General features: G+C 72.9%; 16 protein-coding genes. 8 read left to right on the forward strand and 8 right to left on the reverse strand.

Going from position 1 to position 20733, the window contains the following annotated elements; genetic code table 11:
• Positions 1-191: 191 nt before the first annotated feature.
• Genes ACFXDJ_RS29580 through ACFXDJ_RS29590 form a run of 3 tightly spaced genes read right to left on the reverse strand, consistent with a single transcriptional unit; the run spans position 192 to position 3704 of the window.
• Positions 192-1349, reverse strand: a complete 1158-nt coding sequence (locus tag ACFXDJ_RS29580; RefSeq protein ID WP_384650641.1) for an ADP-ribosylglycohydrolase family protein — start codon at positions 1347-1349, stop codon at positions 192-194.
• Between the two features lie 55 nt (positions 1350-1404).
• Entirely contained in the window at positions 1405-2721 is a 1317-nt protein-coding gene (locus ACFXDJ_RS29585) for an ADP-ribosylglycohydrolase family protein (RefSeq protein WP_384650643.1), read from the reverse strand.
• The gene (locus ACFXDJ_RS29590; RefSeq protein WP_384650645.1) at positions 2718-3704 is read right to left on the reverse strand and encodes an ADP-ribosylglycohydrolase family protein; all 987 of its coding nucleotides are present in this window, start codon (positions 3702-3704) and stop codon (positions 2718-2720) included. Before ACFXDJ_RS29590 ends, ACFXDJ_RS29585 begins: the two co-directional genes overlap by 4 nt.
• A gap of 267 nt (positions 3705-3971) precedes the next feature.
• Between ACFXDJ_RS29590 and ACFXDJ_RS29595 the strand changes: the two genes are divergently transcribed.
• The 3 genes from ACFXDJ_RS29595 (at position 3972) to ACFXDJ_RS29605 (ending at position 11073) form a co-directional block, all read left to right on the forward strand.
• Positions 3972-4703 (forward strand): VIT1/CCC1 transporter family protein, encoded by a 732-nt coding sequence (locus tag ACFXDJ_RS29595; RefSeq protein WP_384650647.1) that lies wholly within the window; start codon positions 3972-3974, stop codon positions 4701-4703.
• Between the two features lie 375 nt (positions 4704-5078).
• Positions 5079-9620 carry a glutamate synthase large subunit gene (gltB, locus tag ACFXDJ_RS29600; RefSeq protein ID WP_384650718.1) on the forward strand — a complete coding sequence of 1514 codons (4542 nt, stop codon included), beginning with the start codon at positions 5079-5081 and terminating at the stop codon, positions 9618-9620.
• The gene (locus ACFXDJ_RS29605; protein ID WP_384650649.1) at positions 9613-11073 is read left to right on the forward strand and encodes a glutamate synthase subunit beta; all 1461 of its coding nucleotides are present in this window, start codon (positions 9613-9615) and stop codon (positions 11071-11073) included. Before gltB ends, ACFXDJ_RS29605 begins: the two co-directional genes overlap by 8 nt.
• A 180-nt stretch (positions 11074-11253) precedes the next feature.
• Here ACFXDJ_RS29605 and ACFXDJ_RS29610 read toward each other — a convergent pair whose 3' ends face one another.
• Positions 11254-11793, reverse strand: coding sequence for a GntR family transcriptional regulator (locus ACFXDJ_RS29610; protein WP_384650651.1), 540 nt, complete (start codon positions 11791-11793; stop codon positions 11254-11256).
• 122 nt (positions 11794-11915) lie between these two features.
• Between ACFXDJ_RS29610 and ACFXDJ_RS29615 the strand changes: the two genes are divergently transcribed.
• Entirely contained in the window at positions 11916-12359 is a 444-nt protein-coding gene (locus ACFXDJ_RS29615; protein WP_384650653.1) for a GNAT family N-acetyltransferase, read from the forward strand.
• A 329-nt stretch (positions 12360-12688) separates the two neighbouring features.
• On the opposite strand, the gene ACFXDJ_RS29620 is transcribed toward ACFXDJ_RS29615, so the two are convergent.
• The gene (locus ACFXDJ_RS29620) at positions 12689-15556 is read right to left on the reverse strand and encodes an AAA family ATPase (RefSeq protein ID WP_384650655.1); all 2868 of its coding nucleotides are present in this window, start codon (positions 15554-15556) and stop codon (positions 12689-12691) included.
• A gap of 150 nt (positions 15557-15706) precedes the next feature.
• Here ACFXDJ_RS29620 and ACFXDJ_RS29625 point away from each other — a divergent pair, with 150 nt between their 5' ends.
• From ACFXDJ_RS29625 to ACFXDJ_RS29635, 3 genes are all read left to right on the forward strand, one after another.
• Entirely contained in the window at positions 15707-16414 is a 708-nt protein-coding gene (locus ACFXDJ_RS29625; protein WP_384650658.1) for a hypothetical protein, read from the forward strand.
• 199 nt (positions 16415-16613) lie between these two features.
• On the forward strand, positions 16614-16811 hold the full coding sequence (locus ACFXDJ_RS29630) for a hypothetical protein (protein ID WP_384650660.1): 198 nt from the start codon (positions 16614-16616) through the stop codon (positions 16809-16811).
• Positions 16808-17896 (forward strand): hypothetical protein, encoded by a 1089-nt coding sequence (locus tag ACFXDJ_RS29635; RefSeq protein ID WP_384850892.1) that lies wholly within the window; start codon positions 16808-16810, stop codon positions 17894-17896. The genes ACFXDJ_RS29630 and ACFXDJ_RS29635 overlap by 4 nt, the downstream gene beginning before the upstream one ends.
• Positions 17897-17943: 47 nt before the next feature.
• Here the strand turns inward: ACFXDJ_RS29635 and ACFXDJ_RS29640 are convergent, their stop codons facing one another.
• The 3 genes from ACFXDJ_RS29640 to ACFXDJ_RS29650 all read right to left on the reverse strand — a co-directional run bounded on the left by ACFXDJ_RS29640 (position 17944) and on the right by ACFXDJ_RS29650 (position 19972).
• Positions 17944-18726, reverse strand: coding sequence for an SDR family NAD(P)-dependent oxidoreductase (locus tag ACFXDJ_RS29640; protein WP_384650664.1), 783 nt, complete (start codon positions 18724-18726; stop codon positions 17944-17946).
• Complete coding sequence (locus ACFXDJ_RS29645) at positions 18723-19406, reverse strand: SgcJ/EcaC family oxidoreductase (RefSeq protein ID WP_384650666.1); 684 nt, start codon at positions 19404-19406, stop codon at positions 18723-18725. Before ACFXDJ_RS29645 ends, ACFXDJ_RS29640 begins: the two co-directional genes overlap by 4 nt.
• 101 nt (positions 19407-19507) lie before the next feature.
• Positions 19508-19972, reverse strand: coding sequence for an SgcJ/EcaC family oxidoreductase (locus ACFXDJ_RS29650; RefSeq protein ID WP_384650668.1), 465 nt, complete (start codon positions 19970-19972; stop codon positions 19508-19510).
• A gap of 95 nt (positions 19973-20067) precedes the next feature.
• Here ACFXDJ_RS29650 and ACFXDJ_RS29655 point away from each other — a divergent pair, with 95 nt between their 5' ends.
• On the forward strand, positions 20068-20571 hold the full coding sequence (locus tag ACFXDJ_RS29655) for a MarR family winged helix-turn-helix transcriptional regulator (protein ID WP_384650670.1): 504 nt from the start codon (positions 20068-20070) through the stop codon (positions 20569-20571).
• Positions 20572-20733: the final 162 nt, after the last annotated feature.

Genomic DNA, 20733 nt, shown 5'->3' on the forward strand with positions numbered 1-20733 from the left:
GGGGCCGGCCGCTGGGCCCGTTCCACCGTCCGGGGCGGGCAGCCCCGGGGGACCGGGGTCCAGGGGCTTGCCCCTGGTTTCGGGAAGGGGCGGGGCGGGGGAACTCGCCCCCGCCGGAGCCGGGCTCCGGACCACCGCTCCCGGGGCCGGGGCACGGGCGGCGGACGCCGGCGGCGGCGGGGAGGCGGGCGTCATCGGGGGGTCGCCAGCGCGGCGAAGGCGGCTTCGTGCGTGCGGCGGCGGGAGCGGTCCCGGGAGAAGACCTCCCGGGTCACCGCGGCCAGCGCCACCGCCGGGGCGTGCAGGTCGAGGCGACTGGCCTCCGCGACCTGCTTGGCCCAGGCGGGAGGTACCGCCGAGACCCCGGCGAGGGCTCCGGCGACCGCTCCCGCCATGGTGGCGATGGAGTCGCAGTCCCGGCCGTAGTTGACCGCGCCGAGCACGGAACCCTCGTAGGCCCCGTCGGCGACGAGCAGCATGCCGAGCGCGATCGGGAGTTCCTCGATCGAGTGGAGACGGGACGGGCGCCGCGCGCCCAGGGACGGCGCGCGGTAGTCCGGGCCGACCGAGTCGTACGGGGCCACGGCCGCCCGCAGCGGGGCCAGCGCCGCCTCGAAGTCCCGGTGGCGCGAAGCCACTTCGCAGACCGCCGCGATGGCCGCGCGGGTGCCGTCCTTGGCCAGGGCCAGGGCCGTTTCGGCCACGGAGGAAGCCGTGGCCCCCGGCACGCACGCCGCCGCGACCGCCGCCGCGAACACGCCCGCCGCCTCCCGACCGTACGAGGACTGGTGCGCGCCCGTGATGTCCAGGGCCTCCGCGTACGCCCCGGCCGGATTGCCCGCGTTGACCAGCCCGACCGGCGCCATGTACATCGCCGCGCCGCAGTTGACGATGTTGCCGCTGCCCGCCTCGCGCGGGTCCACGTGCGCGTAGTGCAGCCGGGTGACGATCCACTTCTCGGCGAGGAAGACCCGCTGGAGGGGGAGGGCGTCCGCCTCCAGTTCGGGGATCCAGCGCGGGGTGGTCATGAGGTCCGGGACCAGGTGCTCGGCGACGGAGTACGCGTCCAGGTGGTCCCGTACGGCCTCGTAGACCCGTACCAGCGCGTGCGTCATGAGGGTGTCGTCGGTGACGTGGCCGTCGCCCTTGTGGTACGGGGCGATCGGCCGGGCCGTGCGCCAGTCCTCGTGCCACGGCCCGACGATGCCGTGCACCCGGCCGCCGTGCCGCTCCACGATCTGTTCCGGGGTCCAGCCCTCCACCGGGCCGCCGAGCGCGTCGCCGACGGCCGCGCCGACGAGCGCGCCGGTGATCCTGTCTTCCAGGGTGGGAGTGGGGTCCATCGTCATGGTCAGGTCATTCCTCGGGGTCGGACGCGGGTCGGGGGCGGGGTCGGGGTCGGGGTCAGGGCCTGGGCGAGGTGAGCTCCGTACGGGCGAGCAGGGCGGCGAGTTCGACGAGGTCGGTGCCCGCCAGGCGGGGGAGCGCGCAGCCGGAGAGGGTGCGACAGGCCTCGCGCCAGGCGGCGGGGATCGAGTCCCCGCCGCCGAGCACGCCGGTGAGCGCTCCGGCGAGGGCGGGGGCGGAGTCCGCGACCCGCGACAGACAGGCGGCGGCCGGCACCGCTTCGCTGACCCTGCCGCGGGCGGCGGTGGCCAGGGCGAGGGCCACGGGCACGGTTTCGGCGGCGGCGATCCCGTAGCTGTAGACGTGGTCGACGATCTGGTGCTCCAGGAGCGGGACGATGGCGAAGGCCCCGCCGCCGGCCGGCTCCGCGCGGGCGAGTTTGACGGCGAGCCGGGCGTTGCGGCCGATCTCGGTGGCCTCGGGAAGCTGTTCGAGCGCGGCGTCGACGGCGGCGTCCGTGTCCGCGGGGGATCCGGTGCCGGCCAGGGCGGTGGCGATGGCGGCGGCCATGGCGCGGGCTCCGTGGACCCCGTCGCCGTCCTGGGTGTAGCGGGCGTCGAACTCCGCGAGGTCCGCCGCGGCGCGGGGGTCGCCGGGGTGGACCACGGCGAGCACGCAGGCGCGGATGCAGGCGGCGTCGTCGAAGTAGTGCGGGTTGTCGTGGCCGGTGGCGGGCGGGCGCAAGCCGGTGGCGAGGTTGCCCAGGCCGGCGCGGACGGAGATCCGGGCCCGGAGGGGAAGCACTGCCGACTCCACCTCGGGAGCCCGCTCCGCGGCCGCCGCGACCTCGCTGGCCAGCGCGTTCCAGGCGAGGTCGATGGCCGCGCGCATGCGGCGGGACCGGGAGAGGTCGCTGAGCAGGACCCCGGAGGCGGTGAGGACGGACTCGGCGGCGAAGGCGGCCCACTCGGCGTCGTCGGACGGGCCGAGGCACAGGGGTTCCGGGGGCTGGTTGAGGGCGATGGGGACGGGGAGGGTGGTGGTGGCGTTCTGCTCGGCGAAGGTGTCGAGCTCTCGGGTGAGACGGCGGGTCCACTCGGGCATCCGGCTGGCCCGGTGCCGGGCGGCGGGCCACCCGGCGGCATCGCCCGCGGCGAGCCCGAGCAACAGCCCCTCGATCCGGCGCAGGCCCGCCGGGGGCTCGGCGGGCGGGGCGGTACGGGGCTGCGGCCCGTCCTCCCGGAGCGCGAGCGCCACCACCGGGTCCGTACGGGGCCGCGAGCGCACCCCGCCGCCGACGTCCCAGGGGTGCGGTGCGGTCGTTGCCGGGGCGGTACGGAACTGCGTGTGCGGCTCGTCGCCGGAGGGGGTCATCGGGGGGTCTCGGTTTCCGGGGTGAGGAGGTCCGCGATGTCCAGGACGTGGTAGCCGCGCATCGAGGGGAGGCAGCTGCCGCGGACCGGGCCGATCGCCGAGGACCAGCCGGCCGGGATGGCGGGGGCGCCGGACAGCGCTCCGGCCAGGGCGCCCGCCACCGCCGCGGTGGTGTCCGCGTCGCGGCCCATGTTCACGGCCATCAGGACCGAGGACGGGAAGTCGCCCCGGCACGCGGCGAACGCCCCGAACGCCAGGCCCACCGCCTCAGGAGCCAGGTCCGTCCACGGGTAGCCGCCGATGACCACCGCCGAGCGGACCGCCCGTTCGCCGCGCGGGGCGGCCGTGACCGCCCGGCGCAGGGAGCGCGCCGTCCAGGAGTCCGAGGGGATGACCGACAGGGCGGCGGAGATCACCGAGGCCGGGGAGCCTCCGGCCATCGCCGCGGCGACGCCCGCCGCGACCGCCTGGCCGCCGTAGATGCCCTCGCCGTCGTGGCTGACGCAGCCGTCGATGGCCACCAGGCGCGCCGCCTCGGCCGGGCGGCCCGCGGCGAAGACCCCGAAGGGGGCCGCCCGCATCGCCAGCCCGTCCGACCACGCGTGCCGGTGCTGCGCCGAGATCGGCGCGGCGAGGCCCCGGCGGAGGTTCTCCAGCGTGCCGCGTTCCGAGAAGCCGGCACCGCGGAACGGCCCCTCGTCCAGGTCCGCGATCCAGTGGTGCCACGCGCGTTCCACGTGCGCGACGGTGAGCGCCGATCCGTGGCGGGCCAGCAGCAGCCCCGAGAAGATCGCGTACTCGGTGTCGTCCGTGCCGGCCGGGTCGTCCGAGACGAAGCCCTCGATCCGGCCCCATTTCGCCCGGATCTCCGACGGCTTCATGTTCTCCGCGGGGGCGCCCAGCGCGTCACCCACCGCGAGTCCCAGAAGAGCACCCCTGGCCCGTTCGAGGAGGACCTGCGGATTGCATGCAATCAGCTCCATGGTGCGCCTCTCCACTTGATGGAACTCATCTTGAGCCCTTGGGGGATTTGTGCCATGGCATGTGGTTTGTCGCTCGTCGCGAAACACCCCGCCCGCACCCTCGTCACCCGGTCGCCGATCCCCAAAACCCCAGGTAAGTACGGCCTACCTTGCTGGCGGGCGCCGAAAATCGTGCGTAGTTTCGAGGTGTTCAGGGGGAGTGGGTGCCTGCGTGTCGTGCGCGGCGCGCCTCTGCGTACCCACTCGTACAAAAGGGGAGATACCGCCGTGTCCATCATCGATTTCGAAGCGCCGCTCCACACCGCCCACCGCGACAACCACACCCACCTGGACGTCAACGGTGGCTGGCTGCGCCCGGCCGTGTTCGGTGCGATGGACGGCCTCGTCTCCAACCTCGCCCTGATGACCGGTGTGGCGGGCGGCGCCGTCGCCACGCAGACCATCGTGATCACCGGCCTGGCCGGTCTCGCCGCGGGCGCGCTGTCGATGGCGGCCGGCGAGTACACCTCCGTCGCCTCGCAGCGCGAACTGGTCCTGGCCGAACTGGAGATAGAGCGCCAGCAGTTGCGCAAGCACCCCGTCGACGAGATGGAGGAGCTGGCCGAGCTCTACGTATCGCGCGGAGTCGAGCCGGCGCTGGCCCGTGAGGTGGCCATGCAGATGTCCCGCGACCCGGAGCAGGCGCTGGAGATCCACGCCCGCGAGGAGCTCGGGATCGACCCCGACGACCTGCCTTCGCCGACGGTCGCCGCGGTGTCCTCCTTCGCTTCCTTCGCGCTGGGCGCGCTGATCCCGCTGCTGCCGTACCTGCTCGGCGCGACGGCCCTGTGGCCCGCGGTGCTGATGGCGCTGGCCGGACTCTTCGCCTGCGGCGCGGTGGTCTCCCGGGTCACGGCCCGGTCCTGGTGGTACAGCGGACTGCGTCAGCTCGTCCTGGGTGGCGCGGCGGCGGGTGTGACGTACATCCTGGGAACCTGGATCGGCGGAGCCGTAGGCTGACCGGGCAGGGAGTGAGACACTATGCAGTACACAGCATAAGTAGTTCGTTACCCGGCGGTTTCGATACCGTGTCCGCCGGGCATCAGACTCAGGGCGCCGGGCAATGAGGCCCGCCCCGCACGGGACCTTCGCCCCGTGTCCAGATCATCAGGCACCTGCGAAAGTCCCCTCTTATCTGCTTCGGGCAGTGTCCGCATGTTGGAACGTCATATCCGCTTCTCGGGATTGTCGTCATCATGTAATCTGCACGAAATTTCGCAGAGGGCCAACGTCGTCCCTCGGCTATGCACATATGCCACGACGACGACGGGAGAGCCGATGCGTTCCGCATCCACGCACTCCGCGACCGGCCTCAGCAACACCGCCTGGTCGCCCATGGACGGTCGCCCCGCCCAGCAGGGCATGTACGACCCGCGCAACGAGCACGACGCCTGTGGCGTCGGCTTTGTGGCCAACCTCACCGGCGAGGCCAGCCACACGCTGGTCGAGCAGGCGCTGACCGTATTGCGGAACCTCGAGCACCGAGGGGCCACCGGCTCCGAGCCCGACTCGGGCGACGGCGCCGGAATCCTCTCCCAGGTGCCGGACGCGTTCCTGCGCGAGGTCGCCGGTTTCGACCTTCCCGAGGCCGGCGCGTACGCCGTCGGCCTCGCCTTCCTCCCCGCCGACGGCACCGCACAGGCCGTCGCCGTGGAGCAGATCGAGGCCATCGCCGCCGAGGAGAACCTGACGGTTCTCGGCTGGCGCGAGGTCCCGGTCACCCCGGACCTGCTCGGCAACGGCGCCCGCGCCACCATGCCGGCCTTCTCGCAGCTCTTCGTCAGCAACGGCACCAGCGGCATCGAGCTGGACCGCAAGGCCTTCGTGCTGCGCAAGCGCGCCGAGCGCGAGGCCGGGGTCTACTTCCCGTCGCTCTCCGCGCGCACCATCGTCTACAAGGGCATGCTGACCACCGGCCAGCTGGAGCCCTTCTTCCCGGACCTCTCCGACCGCCGCTTCGCGTCCGCGATCGCCCTGGTCCACTCCCGGTTCTCGACGAACACCTTCCCGTCCTGGCCGCTCGCCCACCCGTACCGCTTCGTCGCGCACAACGGCGAGATCAACACGGTCAAGGGCAACCGGAACTGGATGCGGGCCCGCGAGTCCCAGCTGGCCTCCGGCCTCTTCGGCGAGGGCGCACTGGAGCGGATCTTCCCGATCTGCACCCCGGACGCCTCCGACTCCGCCTCCTTCGACGAGGTCCTGGAGCTGCTCCACCTCGGCGGCCGTTCGCTCCCGCACAGCGTGCTGATGATGATCCCGGAGGCGTGGGAGAACCACACCTCCATGGCCCCGGCACGCCGCGCGTTCTACAAGTACCACTCCACGCAGATGGAGCCGTGGGACGGCCCCGCCTGCGTCACCTTCACCGACGGCACCCAGGTCGGCGCGGTCCTCGACCGCAACGGCCTGCGCCCCGGCCGCTACTGGGTCACCGACGACGACTTCGTCGTGCTCTCCTCCGAGGTCGGCGTCCTCGACATCGACCCGGCCAAGGTCGTCCGCAAGGGCCGCCTGCAGCCCGGCAAGATGTTCCTCGTCGACACCGCCCAGAAGCGGATCATCGAAGACGACGAGATCAAGGACGCGCTGGCCGCCGAGCACCCCTACGAGGAGTGGCTGGAGACCGGCGAGATCGAGCTGGAGGACCTCCCCGAGCGCGAGCACATCGTCCACACCCACGCCTCGGTCACCCGCCGCCAGCAGACCTTCGGCTACACCGAGGAAGAGCTGCGGATCATCCTCGCGCCGATGGCCAGCACGGCCGGCGAGCCGCTCGGCTCCATGGGTACGGACTCCCCGATCGCCGCCCTGTCCGAGCGCCCCCGGCTGCTCTTCGACTACTTCACGCAGCTCTTCGCGCAGGTCACCAACCCGCCGCTGGACGCCATCCGCGAGGAGCTCGTCACCTCGCTGCTGTCCTCGCTCGGCCCGCAGGGCAACCTGCTGGAGCCGACCGCCGCGTCCTGCCGCAGCGTCACGCTGCCGTTCCCGGTGATCGACAACGACGAGCTCGCCAAGCTGATACACGTCAACGCCGACGGCGACATGCCGGGCATGAAGGCCGCCACCCTCTCGGGCCTCTACCGGGTCTCGGGCGGCGGCGAGGCGCTGGCCGCCCGCCTGGAGGAGATCCGCGGCGAGGTCGACGCGGCCATCGAGAACGGCGCGCACCTGATCGTCCTCTCGGACCGTCACTCCGACGCCGAGCACGCGCCGATCCCGTCGCTGCTGCTCACCTCGGCCGTGCACCACCACCTCATCGCCACCAAGCAGCGCACCCAGGTGGGTCTGCTGGTCGAGGCCGGCGACGTGCGCGAGGTCCACCACGTCGCGCTGCTCATCGGCTACGGCGCGGCCGCGGTCAACCCGTACCTCGCCATGGAGTCCGTCGAGGACCTCCTGCGCGCCGGTACCTTCCTGTCCGGCCTGGAGCCGGAGCAGGCCATCAAGAACCTGATCTACGCGCTCGGCAAGGGCGTCCTGAAGGTCATGTCCAAGATGGGCATCTCCACCGTCGCCTCCTACCGCGGTGCCCAGGTCTTCGAGGCCGTCGGCCTGAACGAGGAGTTCGTCGACACCTACTTCAACGGCACCGCCACCAAGATCGGCGGCGCGGGCCTCGAAGTCATCGCCAAGGAGGTGGCCGCGCGCCACGCCAAGGCGTACCCCGTCTCCGGCATCGCGGCCACGCACCGTGCGCTGGAGATCGGCGGCGAGTACCAGTGGCGCCGCGAGGGCGAGCCGCACCTGTTCGACCCGGACACGGTCTTCCGCCTCCAGCACGCCACCCGCAACCGCCGGTACGACATCTTCAAGCAGTACACGGACCGGGTGAACGAGCAGTCCGAGCGCCTCATGACGCTCCGCGGCCTGTTCGGCTTCAACACCGAATCGCGTCCGTCGATCTCCATCGACGAGGTCGAGTCGGTCGCCGACATCGTCAAGCGCTTCTCCACCGGCGCCATGTCGTACGGCTCCATCTCCAAGGAAGCCCACGAAACCCTCGCCATCGCCATGAACCAGTTGGGCGCCAAGTCCAACACCGGTGAGGGCGGCGAGGACCCGGACCGCCTGTACGACCCGGCGCGCCGCTCCTCCATCAAGCAGGTCGCCTCCGGCCGCTTCGGTGTCACGAGCGAGTACCTGGTCAACGCGGACGACATCCAGATCAAGATGGCGCAGGGTGCCAAGCCCGGCGAGGGCGGCCAGCTGCCCGGCCACAAGGTCTACCCGTGGGTCGCCAAGACCCGGCACTCCACCCCGGGCGTCGGCCTGATCTCCCCGCCGCCGCACCACGACATCTACTCCATCGAGGACCTGGCTCAGCTGATCCACGACCTCAAGAACGCGAACCCGGCCGCACGCATCCACGTGAAGCTGGTTTCGGAGGTCGGCGTCGGCACCGTCGCCGCGGGTGTCTCCAAGGCCCACGCGGACGTCGTGCTCATCTCCGGCCACGACGGCGGTACGGGCGCGTCCCCGCTCACCTCGCTGAAGCACGCGGGCGGTCCCTGGGAGCTCGGCCTCGCCGAGACCCAGCAGACCCTGCTGCTCAACGGGCTGCGCGACCGCATCGTGGTCCAGACGGACGGCCAGCTCAAGACCGGCCGCGACGTCATCATCGCCGCGCTGCTCGGCGCCGAGGAGTTCGGTTTCGCGACCGCGCCGCTCGTCGTCTCCGGCTGCGTCATGATGCGCGTCTGCCACCTGGACACCTGCCCGGTCGGCATCGCCACCCAGAACCCGGTCCTGCGCGACCGCTTCTCCGGCAAGCCCGAATTCGTCGTCAACTTCTTCGAGTTCATCGCGGAGGAGGTGCGCGAGCTCCTCGCCGAGCTGGGCTTCCGCACGATCGAGGAGGCCGTCGGCCACGCCGAGCTCCTCGACACCAGCAAGGCCGTCACGCACTGGAAGGCGCAGGGTCTCGACCTGGAGCCGCTCTTCTACGTGCCGGAGCTGCCCGAGGGCGCGGTCCGCCACGCCCTGATCGAGCAGGACCACGGTCTGGAGAAGGCCCTCGACAACGAGCTCATCGAGCTCGCCGCCGGGGCACTGAACGCCGACTCCGCCGACACCGCCGAGCCGGTGCGCGCCCAGGTCGCGATCCGCAACATCAACCGGACCGTCGGCACCATGCTCGGCCACCAGGTCACGAAGAAGTTCGGTGGCGCGGGCCTGCCCGACAACACCATCGACCTGACCTTCACCGGCAGCGCCGGCCAGTCCTTCGGCGCCTTCCTGCCCCGCGGCGTGACCCTGCGCCTGGAGGGCGACGCCAACGACTACGTCGGCAAGGGCCTCTCCGGCGGCCGTGTCGTGGTCCGCCCGGACCGCGGCGCCGACCACCTGGCCGAGTACTCCACCATTGCCGGCAACACCATCGGCTACGGGGCCACCGGCGGCGAGATGTTCCTGCGCGGCCGCACCGGCGAGCGCTTCTGCGTCCGCAACTCCGGCGCCCTGGTCGTCTCGGAAGGCGTGGGCGACCACGGCTGCGAGTACATGACCGGCGGCAACGCGGTCGTCCTCGGCGAGACGGGCCGCAACTTCGCGGCGGGCATGTCGGGCGGCGTCGCGTACGTCATCGACCTCGACCCGAACAACGTCAACGTCGGCAACGCGAGCGCGGTCGAAGCCCTCTCCGACACCGACTCCCAGTGGCTGCACGATGTGGTGCGCCGCCACCAGGAGGAAACCGGCTCGACCGTGGCCGCGAAGCTCCTGGCTGACTGGACCGCCTCGGCGGCCCGCTTCAGCAAGATCATCCCGACCACGTACAAGGCAGTGCTCGCCGCCAAGGACGCCGCCGAGCTGGCCGGACTCTCGGAGTCCGAGACCACCGAGAAGATGATGGAGGCGGCGACCAATGGCTGACCCGAAGGGCTTCCTCACCACCCCCCGCGAGACCGCCTGCACCCGTCCCGTGGCCGAGCGCCTCAAGGACTGGAACGAGGTCTACGTTCCGGGCTCGCTGCTCCCGATCATCAGCAAGCAGGCCGGCCGCTGCATGGACTGCGGCATCCCGTTCTGCCACAACGGCTGCCCGCTCGGGAACCTGATCCCGGAGTGGAACGACTTCGCGTACCGCGAGGACTGGACCGCGGCTTCGGAGCGGCTGCACGCCACGAACAACTTCCCGGAGTTCACCGGGCGGCTGTGCCCGGCTCCCTGCGAGTCGGCGTGCGTGCTCGGCATCAACCAGCCGGCCGTCACCATCAAGAACGTCGAAGTCTCGATCATCGACAAGGCCTGGGACAACGGCGACGTCACCCCGCAGCCGCCCGAGCGCCTGTCGGGCAAGACGGCCGCGGTCATCGGCTCCGGCCCGGCGGGTCTCGCCGCGGCCCAGCAGCTGACCCGGGCCGGCCACACCGTGGTGGTGTACGAGCGCGCGGACCGCATCGGCGGCCTGCTCCGCTACGGCATCCCCGAGTTCAAGATGGAGAAGGTGCACATCAACCGCCGCATCGAGCAGATGCGCGCGGAGGGCACCAAGTTCCGCACCGGTGTGGAGATCGGCCGCGACGTCACCGCCACGGACCTGCGCAAGCGGTTCGACGCGGTCGTCATCGCCGCCGGCGCCACGGTCTCCCGCGACCTCCCGGTTCCGGGCCGCGACCTCAAGGGCATCCACTTCGCGATGGAGTACCTCCCCCTCGCGAACAAGGTCCAGGAGGGCGACTTCATGGCGCCCCCCATCACGGCCGAGGGCAAGCACGTGGTCGTCATCGGCGGCGGCGACACCGGCGCGGACTGCGTGGGCACCGCCCACCGCCAGGGCGCGGCCTCGGTCACGCAGCTGGAGATCATGCCGCGTCCCTCCGAGGACCGGCCCGCCGGCCAGCCCTGGCCGACGTTCCCCATGCTGTACAAGGTCACCTCGGCCCACGAGGAGGGCGGCGAGCGGATCTACTCCGTCTCCACCACCCACTTCGAGGGCGACGAGGACGGCAACGTCCAGGCGCTCCACCTGGTCGAGGTCGCCTTCGAAGACGGCAAGCTCGTCCAGAAGCCCGGCACCGAGCGCGTCCTCCCCGCGCAGCTGGTCACCCTGGCGATGGGCTTCACCGGCACGGACCAGGAGAACGGCCTGACGGCGCAGTTCGGCCTGGCGATGGACGCCCGCGGCAACATCGAGCGCGACGCCTCCTACGCGACCAACGTCAACGGCGTCTTCGTCGCCGGTGACGCCGGCCGCGGCCAGTCGCTGATCGTCTGGGCCATCGCGGAAGGCCGCTCGGCCGCCCGCGGCGTGGACCGCTTCCTGACCGGCTCCAGCGCCCTCCCGTACCCCGTCAAGCCGACGGACCGCTCCATCACCGTGTAACTACGCGGTACCCCCCTCCCCTCCGGGGGAGGGGACCCCTCATACGGTCCGTACAACGGAGTGCGGAATTCTGACACAGCGCCCGCCATGTCCCCGACCAGGGATGGCGGGCGCTGTGGCGTTCTGTAGTACTTCGCCGTCGGCTGTGGCGTGGGCTCCGTTCATCCAGGCTGTGAAGGGTCAAAGCCTGATCTCGTACCGCAGCTGCTGGTGGCCGGCAGGCATGACCATCACGTCCGCCTGGATCGCACGGTCCGCCGCGTCGTAAGTGGTGCGGGCGAGTCGTAGGACCGGTTCGCCCGGCCCGAGACGCAGCTGCTCGCGCTCCTCCGCGGTCGGCATCCTCGCTGTCACGTTCTCGACGGCCCGTGCGCCGACGTGTCCGAGCGCGGCGAGCAGCGTCACCGCGCCACCGCGGATCTTCGCTGTACCGGCCAGCGGCGTACCCATGGCGATATCCGCGGGGTAATACGTGTCGGTCAATTCGGTGGGGGTTCCGTCGAGTTCGATGATCCTGCGGCGGACGGCCACGGCCGCCCGGTCCGGCAGGCCGAGCATGTGGGCCACTGCTGACGGGGCTTCGACCACACCCGCGTGCAGGATGCGCTGACCGCCTCGGTGGCCTGCCGCCGAGGCCTCCTCGGTCCATGCGTCCGTGTCCCCGGGGGCGCGTGGAGTCAGGTAGGGCATCGAGGTACTGGTCCATCCGCTCCCGCTCACACTGCCTCCTGCGCTCCGATCGGCCTTGCGGCCCCCAACGTTAAGGGGCGGTCGCGCCCGCCGCGTCCCCGACCAGGGGTGGTGGGTGTTGTGGCGGGTGGGGGGCTTGGGATGCTGGGCGCATGGATGTGGAGTTGAGGGCCCCGAGAGCGGGCGAGGTCGAGGTCGTTGCCGAGTTGAAGGCCCTCGTGATGCGGGACGACCTGGAGCGGCTCGGGCGGTACGACGAAGTGCGGGTACGGCAGCGGCTGCGGGACGAGTTCTCGGACGTGTACTCCTCGGTCATCGTGAGGGGGGAGGACATCGTCGGGTCCTTGACCGTGCGGCCCTACGGGGGCGGGCTCAAGGTGGAGCACCTGTACCTGGATCCGCGGCACCAGGGGCGGGGGATCGGGTCGCGGGTGCTGCGCGGGGTGCTCGCGCGGGCCGATGCGGAGGGCCTGGACGTCCGGCTGACCGTGCTGCGGGGGAGCGCCGCCCGGGGGCTCTACGAGCGGTACGGGTTCGTGGTGGAGGGGGAGGACCCCATCGACGTGCACATGGTGCGGGTCTCCGCCTCCGAGTAGGGCGGGGCGTGGTGGTCGCGCTGCCTAAAGGCGGCTTCCCATGAAGCCCACCAGTGCCGGGTCCGTCCCCTCGTACTCCACCAGCGGACGCGGCTCCGGCCCACGCCCCTGGAAGCGGGGACGGATTCCCATCAGCCCCTTCGTGCCCTCGGACGCCCAAGGCGCATCCGATGCCGGCAACGACACCCGGATTCGGTAGGAGCCCGACTCCCAGCAGACCTCGCTCATGACTCACCGCTCTCAGTCGAAACGCTCAAGACCCCCACGTCCAATTTAGACGCGGGCCGCGCTTGCTCAAGGGGCGAACGTCCCGCACCGGCGGGGCCTCCTCACCCCGTGCGCCGGGCCGTTAGGGCGGCCAGGGCCGAGCGGGTGGTTACGCCCGTCTTGCGGAAGATGTGGGACAGGTGGGTGTCGACCGTGCGCGGGCTGAGGTAGAGGCGGGCCGCGATGGCCGGGGTGGTCAGGCCCTCGGTGACCAGGGCCGCGATCTGCTGTTCGCGCGGGGTGAGGTGGGGGAGGGGAGAGGGGGGCGGGGTTGCCGCGGGTGGGGGGAAGAGGTCTGCCAGGCCGGTCAGGAGGTGGGCTCCGCCCGTTTCGGCGAGGCGGCGGCCGTGGTGCCACAGGGATGATGCTGCGGCCGGGTCGCCCGCCTGGGCCCGTAAGGAGGAGCAGGTCAGCAGGGCCTGGGCCTCCCAGAGGGTCGCGCCCGAGCGGCCGGCCTCCTCGGCGGCCAGGGCGTACAGGTCCGCCGCCGGTCCCGGCTCGCCGCGTCCCGCCAGCAACTGGCCCGCGCTGCGCAGCGCCGAGGCCCGCTGTACGGGCAGCCCGAGCCGCTCCGCGTCCGCCGTGGCCAGCTGCGACCAGGTCTCCGCGTCGGCCAGGTCGCCGGTGGCGACGGCCGCGGTGACCAGGGCTTCGAGGAACAGCGGACGCATCGTCGGCTGGAGGCGGGCGAGCTGCGGACCGCCGCCCGCCCGCAGCATCGCGGACCGGGCCCGCCGGGGGTCGCCGCCGTGCAGGGCCGCGTAACTCAGCACGCACCAGGCGAGCGAGGCCCACCAGCTGCTGCGCCCCCCGGCCAGTGCGACCGCCTCCTCGGCCACGGCCAGCGGGCTGCCGTCGCCCGGAGGTAGGGCCGCGAGCTGCACCTGTGCCTTGTTCGCCAGGACCAGGGCGAGGAGTTCGTCGCTGCCGATGCCCCGGGCGATGCTCTCCGCCTCGTCGACCAGCTCCAGCGCCGGGAGCATCCGGCAGGTGTTCATGTGGACGATCGCCTTGCACAGGAGCAGGTGCGGGAGGAGGTGAAGGGGGCCCACGCGGCGGGCGAGGGCCAGGCCCCGGTCCGCATGCCGCTCCGCGTCCGCGTACCGCTCCAGATAGAACTCCGTCCAGCTCAACCGGGCCAACGGCTCGCACAGGTCCACGAGTTCCCGGTCGGCCAGCGCGTCCACCCGGGCCCCGGCGCGGTCGGCCAGCACCCGGGCCGTCACCAGATCACCCCCGTACGTCTCCCCGAGCGCGGTGATCGTCAGCGCCCCCGCCTCGGCCGGCTCGTTCCCCAGCCGCCGGGCCAGCTCCAAGGTGCGCTCCACGTCCTCCCGCACCTCGCCGTAGGACAGCGCGTGCGGCGCGGACGAGCCGAGTTCGAGACCGAGGGCGAGCGCGTCGGCCGGGCGCGGGGCGGGCCGGCGGGCCAGTTCGCGGCGCAGCAGGGCGACCGCGGGCCCGTAGTGGCCGAGATGGCGCTCCATCGAGGCGCACAGGGTGGCGGCGCTCGCGCGCAGCCCGCCGTCCTCGCCGGATCCGGGCCGCGCGATCAGCTCGTGGAGCAGATCCCGGCTCTCCCGCAGCTCCCCGCACACGCCGAGGGCCCGCGCCCGGCGCAGCAGCAGTTCCCGCCGGTGCGCGGCGTGTTCCGCGGTGTCCGGCAGCACCCGCAGCACCGTCCCCAGCCAGTGCGCGCAGCTCGCGGGGGAGGTGGTCTGCGACTGCCCGGCCGCCTCCAGCAGGACCGCCGCCGCCTCCGGGTCCCAGCCGGTCAGCGCCCGCTCGACGTGGTGGGCCCGTACGGCGGCACCCGCGCCCGCACCGGCCAGCGCGGCGGCGGCCCGCCGGTGCATGTCGGTGCGGCGCCGGTGCTCGGTGTTCTCGTGCACCACGGTCCGCAGCACGGGATGGCGCAGCGACCAGCTCCCGCCGGGGTCCCGCCGCAGCAGGTCCCGGCCGGCCAGTACCGCGAGGTCCGCGTCGAGCGCGCCGGGGTCGGGATCGGGGTCGGGCAGCCCGGGGACGGGCGCCGATGGGGCGAGCGTGCGCGCCAGCAGCGGCGCGGTGGCGTGGTCGCCGAGCACGGCGACGGCCTCGGTGATGCGCCGCTGCGTGTCCGTGAGCGGGGTCAGCTCGTCGAGCAGCAGGGCGGCGAGGCCCCCGGCGGGCACGGCGGGACCGGCACTCTGCCCCTGGAGCAGGGTCAGGAAGTAGAGCGGATTGCCCTCGCTGGCCGCGTACAGCCGGGCGGCGCGGGTGGGCGGCAGCTCCGGGGCGAGGTGCTCCACGCAGGCCCGCTCGCCGAGGGGGCCGAGGTCCAGGCGCAGCACGGCGCCGGTGTCGACGCCCCGGGTGAGCGCGGCGGCGAGGGACGGGGAGGTCTGGCGGTCGCGGCGGGCCACGATGATGGTCACGGGGGCGCGCAGGGGGTGGCGCACGAGGTGGTCGAGGAGCTCCAGGGAGGCCGGATCGGCCCAGTGGAGGTCGTCGAGGGCGATGAGCAGACCGCTGCGTTCGGCCAGCTCCGTGAGCAGCCGGGCGACCGCCCGGTGCGCGGCGAACCGGTCCAGCGGGGCGGCCTGCCGGGTGTCCGGGCCGGTCGCCACCCCGTGCAGGACGGGGGCCACCGACGGGTCCGCGCCCCGTTCCCGCAGCAGTCCCGGATCCAGGTCGGCGAACGCGTCGGTGAACAGCCGGAAGGGGATGTGCCGTTCGTACTCGGTGGCCCGGCCGCGCAGGACCGTCAGCCCGCGGCCGCGGGCCCGCCGGCACACCTCGGTCAGCAGTCTGGTCTTGCCCATGCCCGCCGGCCCCGTGAGGTCGACGACGCCCGGCGATCCGCCGTGCCCGTCGGTCACTTCCCCGATCGCCTCGTCCAGCCGGTCCAACTCGGCCCCCCGGCCGACCAGCGGAGTCCTGCCCGTCATGGCGCCTCCCCAGTTGTCCGGTACCCGGATTCGGCACCGGGGATGCGTAAGCGGTCTCGGGGACCGCTTAGGCGGTTCTACGGATGCCGCTCCCGGAGCCGGGCTGCGAGCATCGGAAGTGATCCCGGCCGTGCCTGACGTGGAGGCCTGATGCGTCGATTACGCGTGTTCGCCGTACCGTTCCTGACCCTCCCGGTGCTCCTCGTGGCGGGCTGCTCGTCGGGTTCGGGCCCGGGCCTGCCCCTGGGGGCGGGCGGGGCCGCGCCCCCGGCGACCCCGTCCCCCTCCGCGTCCGTCCTTTTGACACCGAGCCCCACCCCGGCCCCCAGCCCGACCCCGGCCCCCGCCCCCGTTCCGACCACGCCGTGCACGGTCACGGCCGGCCTGGACACGAAGGGGATGACCGCCTACCTCAAGGGGCTCCGGGCCAGCGACCGGCCGGAGGCCTCGTCCTCCTCGGCGCTCTTCATGACGGACACCGGGGTGTACCTCCGGCTCAAGGACGCGCAGCGCCCCTGCGACGCGGTGCCGGTGAAGCTCAGCCACTTCCGGGTCGACATGACCCGCTCGACGACCAAGGCCGGGTACGCGTTCACGTACGCCCCGATCCGTACCGTCACGGTCACGGTCGGCCCGGGCGACGGCATGGCCAAGGGCAGCGTGCCCCCGGCGCCGTCGGGGTGCGCAGGCACGCTGTCCGTGGTCTACGTGGGCGAGGAGCTGGCCGAGGAGGACCTCCCCACCCAGCTGCAACTGCCGAGTGCGGACTCCACGCTGGACTGGACGCTGGCCGACGTCTCCGTGGACCGGGTGCTGGACGCGGTCTTCAAGCCGCCGCCCCGGGCCAAGTCCTGCTGACCGCCGGGGCGGGGGGCCCGACGGTCCGGTGGGGCGACGGGCCGGTGGGGCGGTGCGCCGTGGGGGTGCGCACCGCTCCACCGGTCGGGCTACCCGCGAGTATTGACTATTAGTCAATCCAGGATCACCCTCAGGGCGAGCCGTCGTCGTCTTTGGTGTGGGAGGTCGTCCCGTGCGTACCGATGAGGAAATAGGCCGATTGAGCGCTGAGTTGGGTGGTGCCCGGCCCCCCGCCTCGTTCGCGGAGCTGGACGCCGGGGAGCTCGCGCGGCTCGCCGAGGCCCTGAAGGCCGAGCGGGCGCGGCAGGCCGACGGGCTGAACCGGGCCGCCGAGGAAGCGCTCAAGCTGGTCCCCGCCCTCGCGCGCGGGGCCGTACGCAAGGTGCTGTTCCGGTGAGCCGCGCCGAAGTGGAGAAGATCGCCCGGCTGGTGGGGGTGGACTCCGGGGAGCTCGGCTTCCTGCGCGGGTTGCCGGATGACGACGTACGGACGTTTCGGGAGCAGGTCAGCGGCGTACTGAACGACGGCGCTCCCGAGATGCTCGACCGGATCGCCGCCGCGACCAAGCTCGTACCGGCCGGGGTCGCGGCCGCCATCTCGCAGAAGGCGCTCGGGCCCCGGCTCGCGGCCGGGGTGGCCGGCCGGCTGGAGGCCGGGCGGGCCGCCGACATCATCGCGAAACTGCCCGTCTCCTTCACCGCCGAGGCCTGCGGGCACCTGGACCCCCGGAGGATCGCCGGGATCGTCGACCGGCTCGACGAGGGGCTCGTCGTCCGCATCGCCGTCACCCTCGCCGAGAACCGCGACCACCTCACCATGGGCCGCTTCGTCGGGCACATGAGGGACCAGGTGCTCCGCCGGATCCTGGACCAGGTGGACGACGCGGCGGTGCTCCGCGCCGGGTTCTACGTCGACCTGCCCGAGCGGCTGCCCCGCATCCTGGAGCTCATGGGCGACGACCGGCTCGCCGCGGTGGTACGGGCCGCCGCGGCCGAAGGGCTCTGGGAGGAGGCCCTCGGCGTCGCCGCGATGGTCGGCGGTGACCAGCGGCTGCGGATCGCCGAACTCACCGCCCGCCTGGGCGGGGCCGAACTCGATTCGCTCGTACGGGTGACGCACGCCGAGGGGCTGTGGGAATCCCTGCTCCCGCTCGTCGCGCTGCTCGGGGAGGACGACCGGCTCGCCGTGGCCCGGCTGGACTCGCTCCGGGACCCGGAGGTGCTGACCGGCGTGGTACGGGCCGTCGTGGCGACGGCGCTGTGGGGCGAGTTCCTGCCGCTGGTCGGGGTGCTGCCCGAGGAGGCGCGGAAGGTGGTGTCCGACGCCGCCGCCGGGCTGAGCGACGCGGAACTCGAAGGACTCGTGCGCGAGGTCGACAAGCAGGACCTGTGGGAACTGGTGCTGCCGCTCGTCGAGCTCATGGACGAGGCGGGCAAGGAGCGCGTCTTCGCGCTGCCCGCCTTCCAGGAGCAGCAGGAGTAGCGGGCCGGCGGCGGCCGGCGGCGGGGGGCGCGGTGAGCGTCGCGCCGCTAACGGCTGAGCACCGCAAGGAGCGTGCGGCGCGGCAGCAGGCGTGCGGCGAGGACGAAGAGGGAGTTCGACCGTCCGGGGACGACGGTCGGGCCGCCGCGGCGGTCCAGGGCGCGCAGGGCGGTGCGTACCACTGCCCGCGGGCTCTGGACCAGGGCCGCGGGGGCGTCCTGGTGGGGGCGGGGGCGGGCCCCCGGCTCCGGTCCCGGTCCCGGCTCCGGCTCCGTGGAGGTCGGGCCGGGGCAGAGGGCCATGACGTGGACGCCGAGGGGCCGTTGCTCGTACCAGAGGGCTTCGGAGAAGGCGGAGACGAAGGCCTTGCCCGCGCTGTAGACGGCGAGACCCGGGGCCGGGGCGTGGGCGAGGGTGGAGGAGACGTTGATGAGAGCGTCTCCGGGCCGGGCCCCGGAGAGGAAGGCGTGCGCCAGGACGACCACGGCGTCGGCGCCCAGGTGCATGGCGGCCAGGGCCTCCTCGGGCCCGGTCCCGGTGAAGGGGCCGTGATGGGCGGTGCCCGCGTTGTTGACCAGCAGGTCGACGGGGTGCCGGGCCAGCTCGGCGGCGACCAGCACCTGGCCTTCGGGGGTCGCGAGGTCCGCGACCAGGTAGCGGTGTCCGGGGCCGAGCTCCCCGACGAGGGCGCGCAGCCGGTCCTCGCCCCGGGCCACGGCGGTCACGGCGTAGCCGGTCGCCGAGAGTTCGCGGGCGAAGGCCCGCCCGATGCCCGAACTGGCCCCGGTCACCAGGGCGGTGCGGGCCGTGCGACCGCCGCGCGCGGTCATTTCTCGGCCCCGGGCACCGTGCCGGGCGACAGCAGGAAGGAGACCTTCTCCATGACCGGTTGGCGCTGGGTGTTCTGGAACGCGGCGATCCGCCACTGCCCGTCGGCCTCGCGGGTCAGGGTGTACGTCTGGACCTTCGACAGTTCCTCCGGCCGCCCGCCCGTGTAGGTGTCGCCGCGGCTCGTGACCACGGCCGCGTCGGGGCCGAGGAACCGGATGCCCAGGATCGAGTCGGCCAGCTTCGTCCCCTTGACGAAGCCGCCGAAGAGGGCCCGGTGGGCCTCGGTGATGTCGCCGCGGCCCTGGTAGTGGGTGCCCACGTAGGTCGTGTACGTGGCGTCCCGAGTGAAGAGGGCTCCGTACGCGTCGGCGTCGGCGGCGCCCCAGGCCCGGGTGAGCGAGGCCAGTACGCCGCAGACCGCGTCGCGGTCACCCGTGGCGCCGGCGGTCCCCGCGCCGGTGCCGGCGGGGGCGACGGCCGTGCACGTGGCGGTGCCGGTGGCCTTGACCTCCGAGATGGAGTCGAGCCACAGGTAGCCGCCGCCGGCCGTGAGTCCGAGGGTGAGTGCGGTGGCGATCAGGGCGCGCTTGACGGTCCGGCGAGGGGAGCGCGGGGCGGGCGGGGCGCCGGCTCCGGCGGTCGGGTCGGTCGCTGGGCGGTCGAGCTGGGCGGTGGTCATGAGGGCTCTCCGTAAGGTCGTCGGGGTCATCGGGGTCATCGGGGTCGCCGGGGTCGCCGGGGTCGCCGGGGTGTCGGCGTGCGCGTGTCGGCTTCGCACGGTCAGCGCTCGGCGGCCGGGACGAGGCCCGGGGCGAACCGGTAGGAGACGGACTCCATCAGCGGCTTGCGCTTGGTGTTCTGGAAGGCGGCGATCCGCCACCGCCCGTCGCCCTCGCGGACCAGCGTGTAGGTCTGGATCTTGATGAGCTTCTCCGGGCGCTTGCCCTTGTAGGTGTCCCCGCGGCCGTTCACCACGGCCACGTCGGGCCCGTAGAAGCGGATGTCGAGGATCTCGTCGGCCAGCCGGGTGCCCTTGAGGAAGCCCGCGAAGAGCGTGCGGTGGCTTTCCACGATGTCGTGGCGCCCCCGGTAGAAGGTGCCGACGTAGGTGATGTACGTGGCGTCCTCGGTGAACAGATCTCCGTACGCCTCGGCGTCGTGCCGCTCCCAGGCGGTGACGAGGTGGTCGAGCACGGTCTGGACGGAGGCGACGGACTCGCCGGCGGGCTGCATGTCGGACTGCATGACGGACCACTCCCTATTGGTTAGACTGATGCAGATACTGAGTGAACACAGTATCTGCATGCGTGCAGATATAAATGTAGGAGGAGGTCCCCGAAATGGCAACAGGCAGCGGTGGTCAGGACGCGCACACGGTCTTCCGGCAGTACCTGGACGCCGTCGGCCTCCAGGGCCTGGCCAGTGCCGAGGCGTCCGGCCTGCACACCTCGGAGTGGTACGCCCTCAGCCTCATCACCCTGGAGGGCGGCCTGTCCTCCGGCGAGCTCGCCACCCGCACCGGACTGACCACGGGCGCGACGACCCGGCTCATCGACCGCCTCGAACGGGCCGGCTACGCCCGCCGGACCGCCGACCCGGCCGACAGGCGCCGGGTCATCGTGGAGCCCGCACCGGACGCGCTGGACCGGATCGAGGAGGTGGTCGGTCCGGCCCGACGGCACATCGCCGCGGTGATCGGCTCCTACTCCCCGGAGCAGCAGGCCCTGCTCTTCGACTACTTCGCCCGTGCCGCGCCCGCGTTCCGCGCGGCCACGGAGGAGATCCGCGGCAACACCGCGCCGCGGCGCGGCAAGAGCCGCGGTGCGGCGGGAGCCGCAGGCTGAACCATGGACCGGGACCGGGACCGGGACCGGGACCGCGGCCCGGCCGCGCCCCGGCCGCGCCCCGGCCGCCGCCCCGTACCGCTGCCCGGCCGCACCCGTACCGCCGTCCGGTCGCCGTGGCGTCAACAGCGGACCCGCGGCTTCTCGTGCCTCTGAGTCAAC

This window comes from Streptomyces sp. NPDC059443 (assembly GCF_042750105.1).
GTDB lineage: Bacteria > Actinomycetota > Actinomycetes > Streptomycetales > Streptomycetaceae > Streptomyces.

Excerpts from the sequence above, each read along its gene's own strand:
- ACFXDJ_RS29625 (WP_384650658.1), top strand. The coding sequence starts at position 15,707 with ATGCGTCGATTACGCGTGTTCGCCGTACCGTTCCTGACCCTCCCGGTG.
- ACFXDJ_RS29645 (WP_384650666.1), bottom strand. The coding sequence starts at position 19,406 with ATGACCACCGCCCAGCTCGACCGCCCAGCGACCGACCCGACCGCCGGA.
- ACFXDJ_RS29615 (WP_384650653.1), top strand. The coding sequence starts at position 11,916 with ATGGATGTGGAGTTGAGGGCCCCGAGAGCGGGCGAGGTCGAGGTCGTT.
- ACFXDJ_RS29585 (WP_384650643.1), bottom strand. The coding sequence starts at position 2,721 with ATGACCCCCTCCGGCGACGAGCCGCACACGCAGTTCCGTACCGCCCCG.
- ACFXDJ_RS29605 (WP_384650649.1), top strand. The coding sequence starts at position 9,613 with ATGGCTGACCCGAAGGGCTTCCTCACCACCCCCCGCGAGACCGCCTGC.
- ACFXDJ_RS29655 (WP_384650670.1), top strand. The coding sequence starts at position 20,068 with ATGGCAACAGGCAGCGGTGGTCAGGACGCGCACACGGTCTTCCGGCAG.
- ACFXDJ_RS29590 (WP_384650645.1), bottom strand. The coding sequence starts at position 3,704 with ATGGAGCTGATTGCATGCAATCCGCAGGTCCTCCTCGAACGGGCCAGG.
- gltB (WP_384650718.1), top strand. The coding sequence starts at position 5,079 with ATGGACGGTCGCCCCGCCCAGCAGGGCATGTACGACCCGCGCAACGAG.
- ACFXDJ_RS29580 (WP_384650641.1), bottom strand. The coding sequence starts at position 1,349 with ATGACGATGGACCCCACTCCCACCCTGGAAGACAGGATCACCGGCGCG.
- ACFXDJ_RS29640 (WP_384650664.1), bottom strand. The coding sequence starts at position 18,726 with ATGACCGCGCGCGGCGGTCGCACGGCCCGCACCGCCCTGGTGACCGGG.
- ACFXDJ_RS29620 (WP_384650655.1), bottom strand. The coding sequence starts at position 15,556 with ATGACGGGCAGGACTCCGCTGGTCGGCCGGGGGGCCGAGTTGGACCGG.
- ACFXDJ_RS29650 (WP_384650668.1), bottom strand. The coding sequence starts at position 19,972 with ATGCAGTCCGACATGCAGCCCGCCGGCGAGTCCGTCGCCTCCGTCCAG.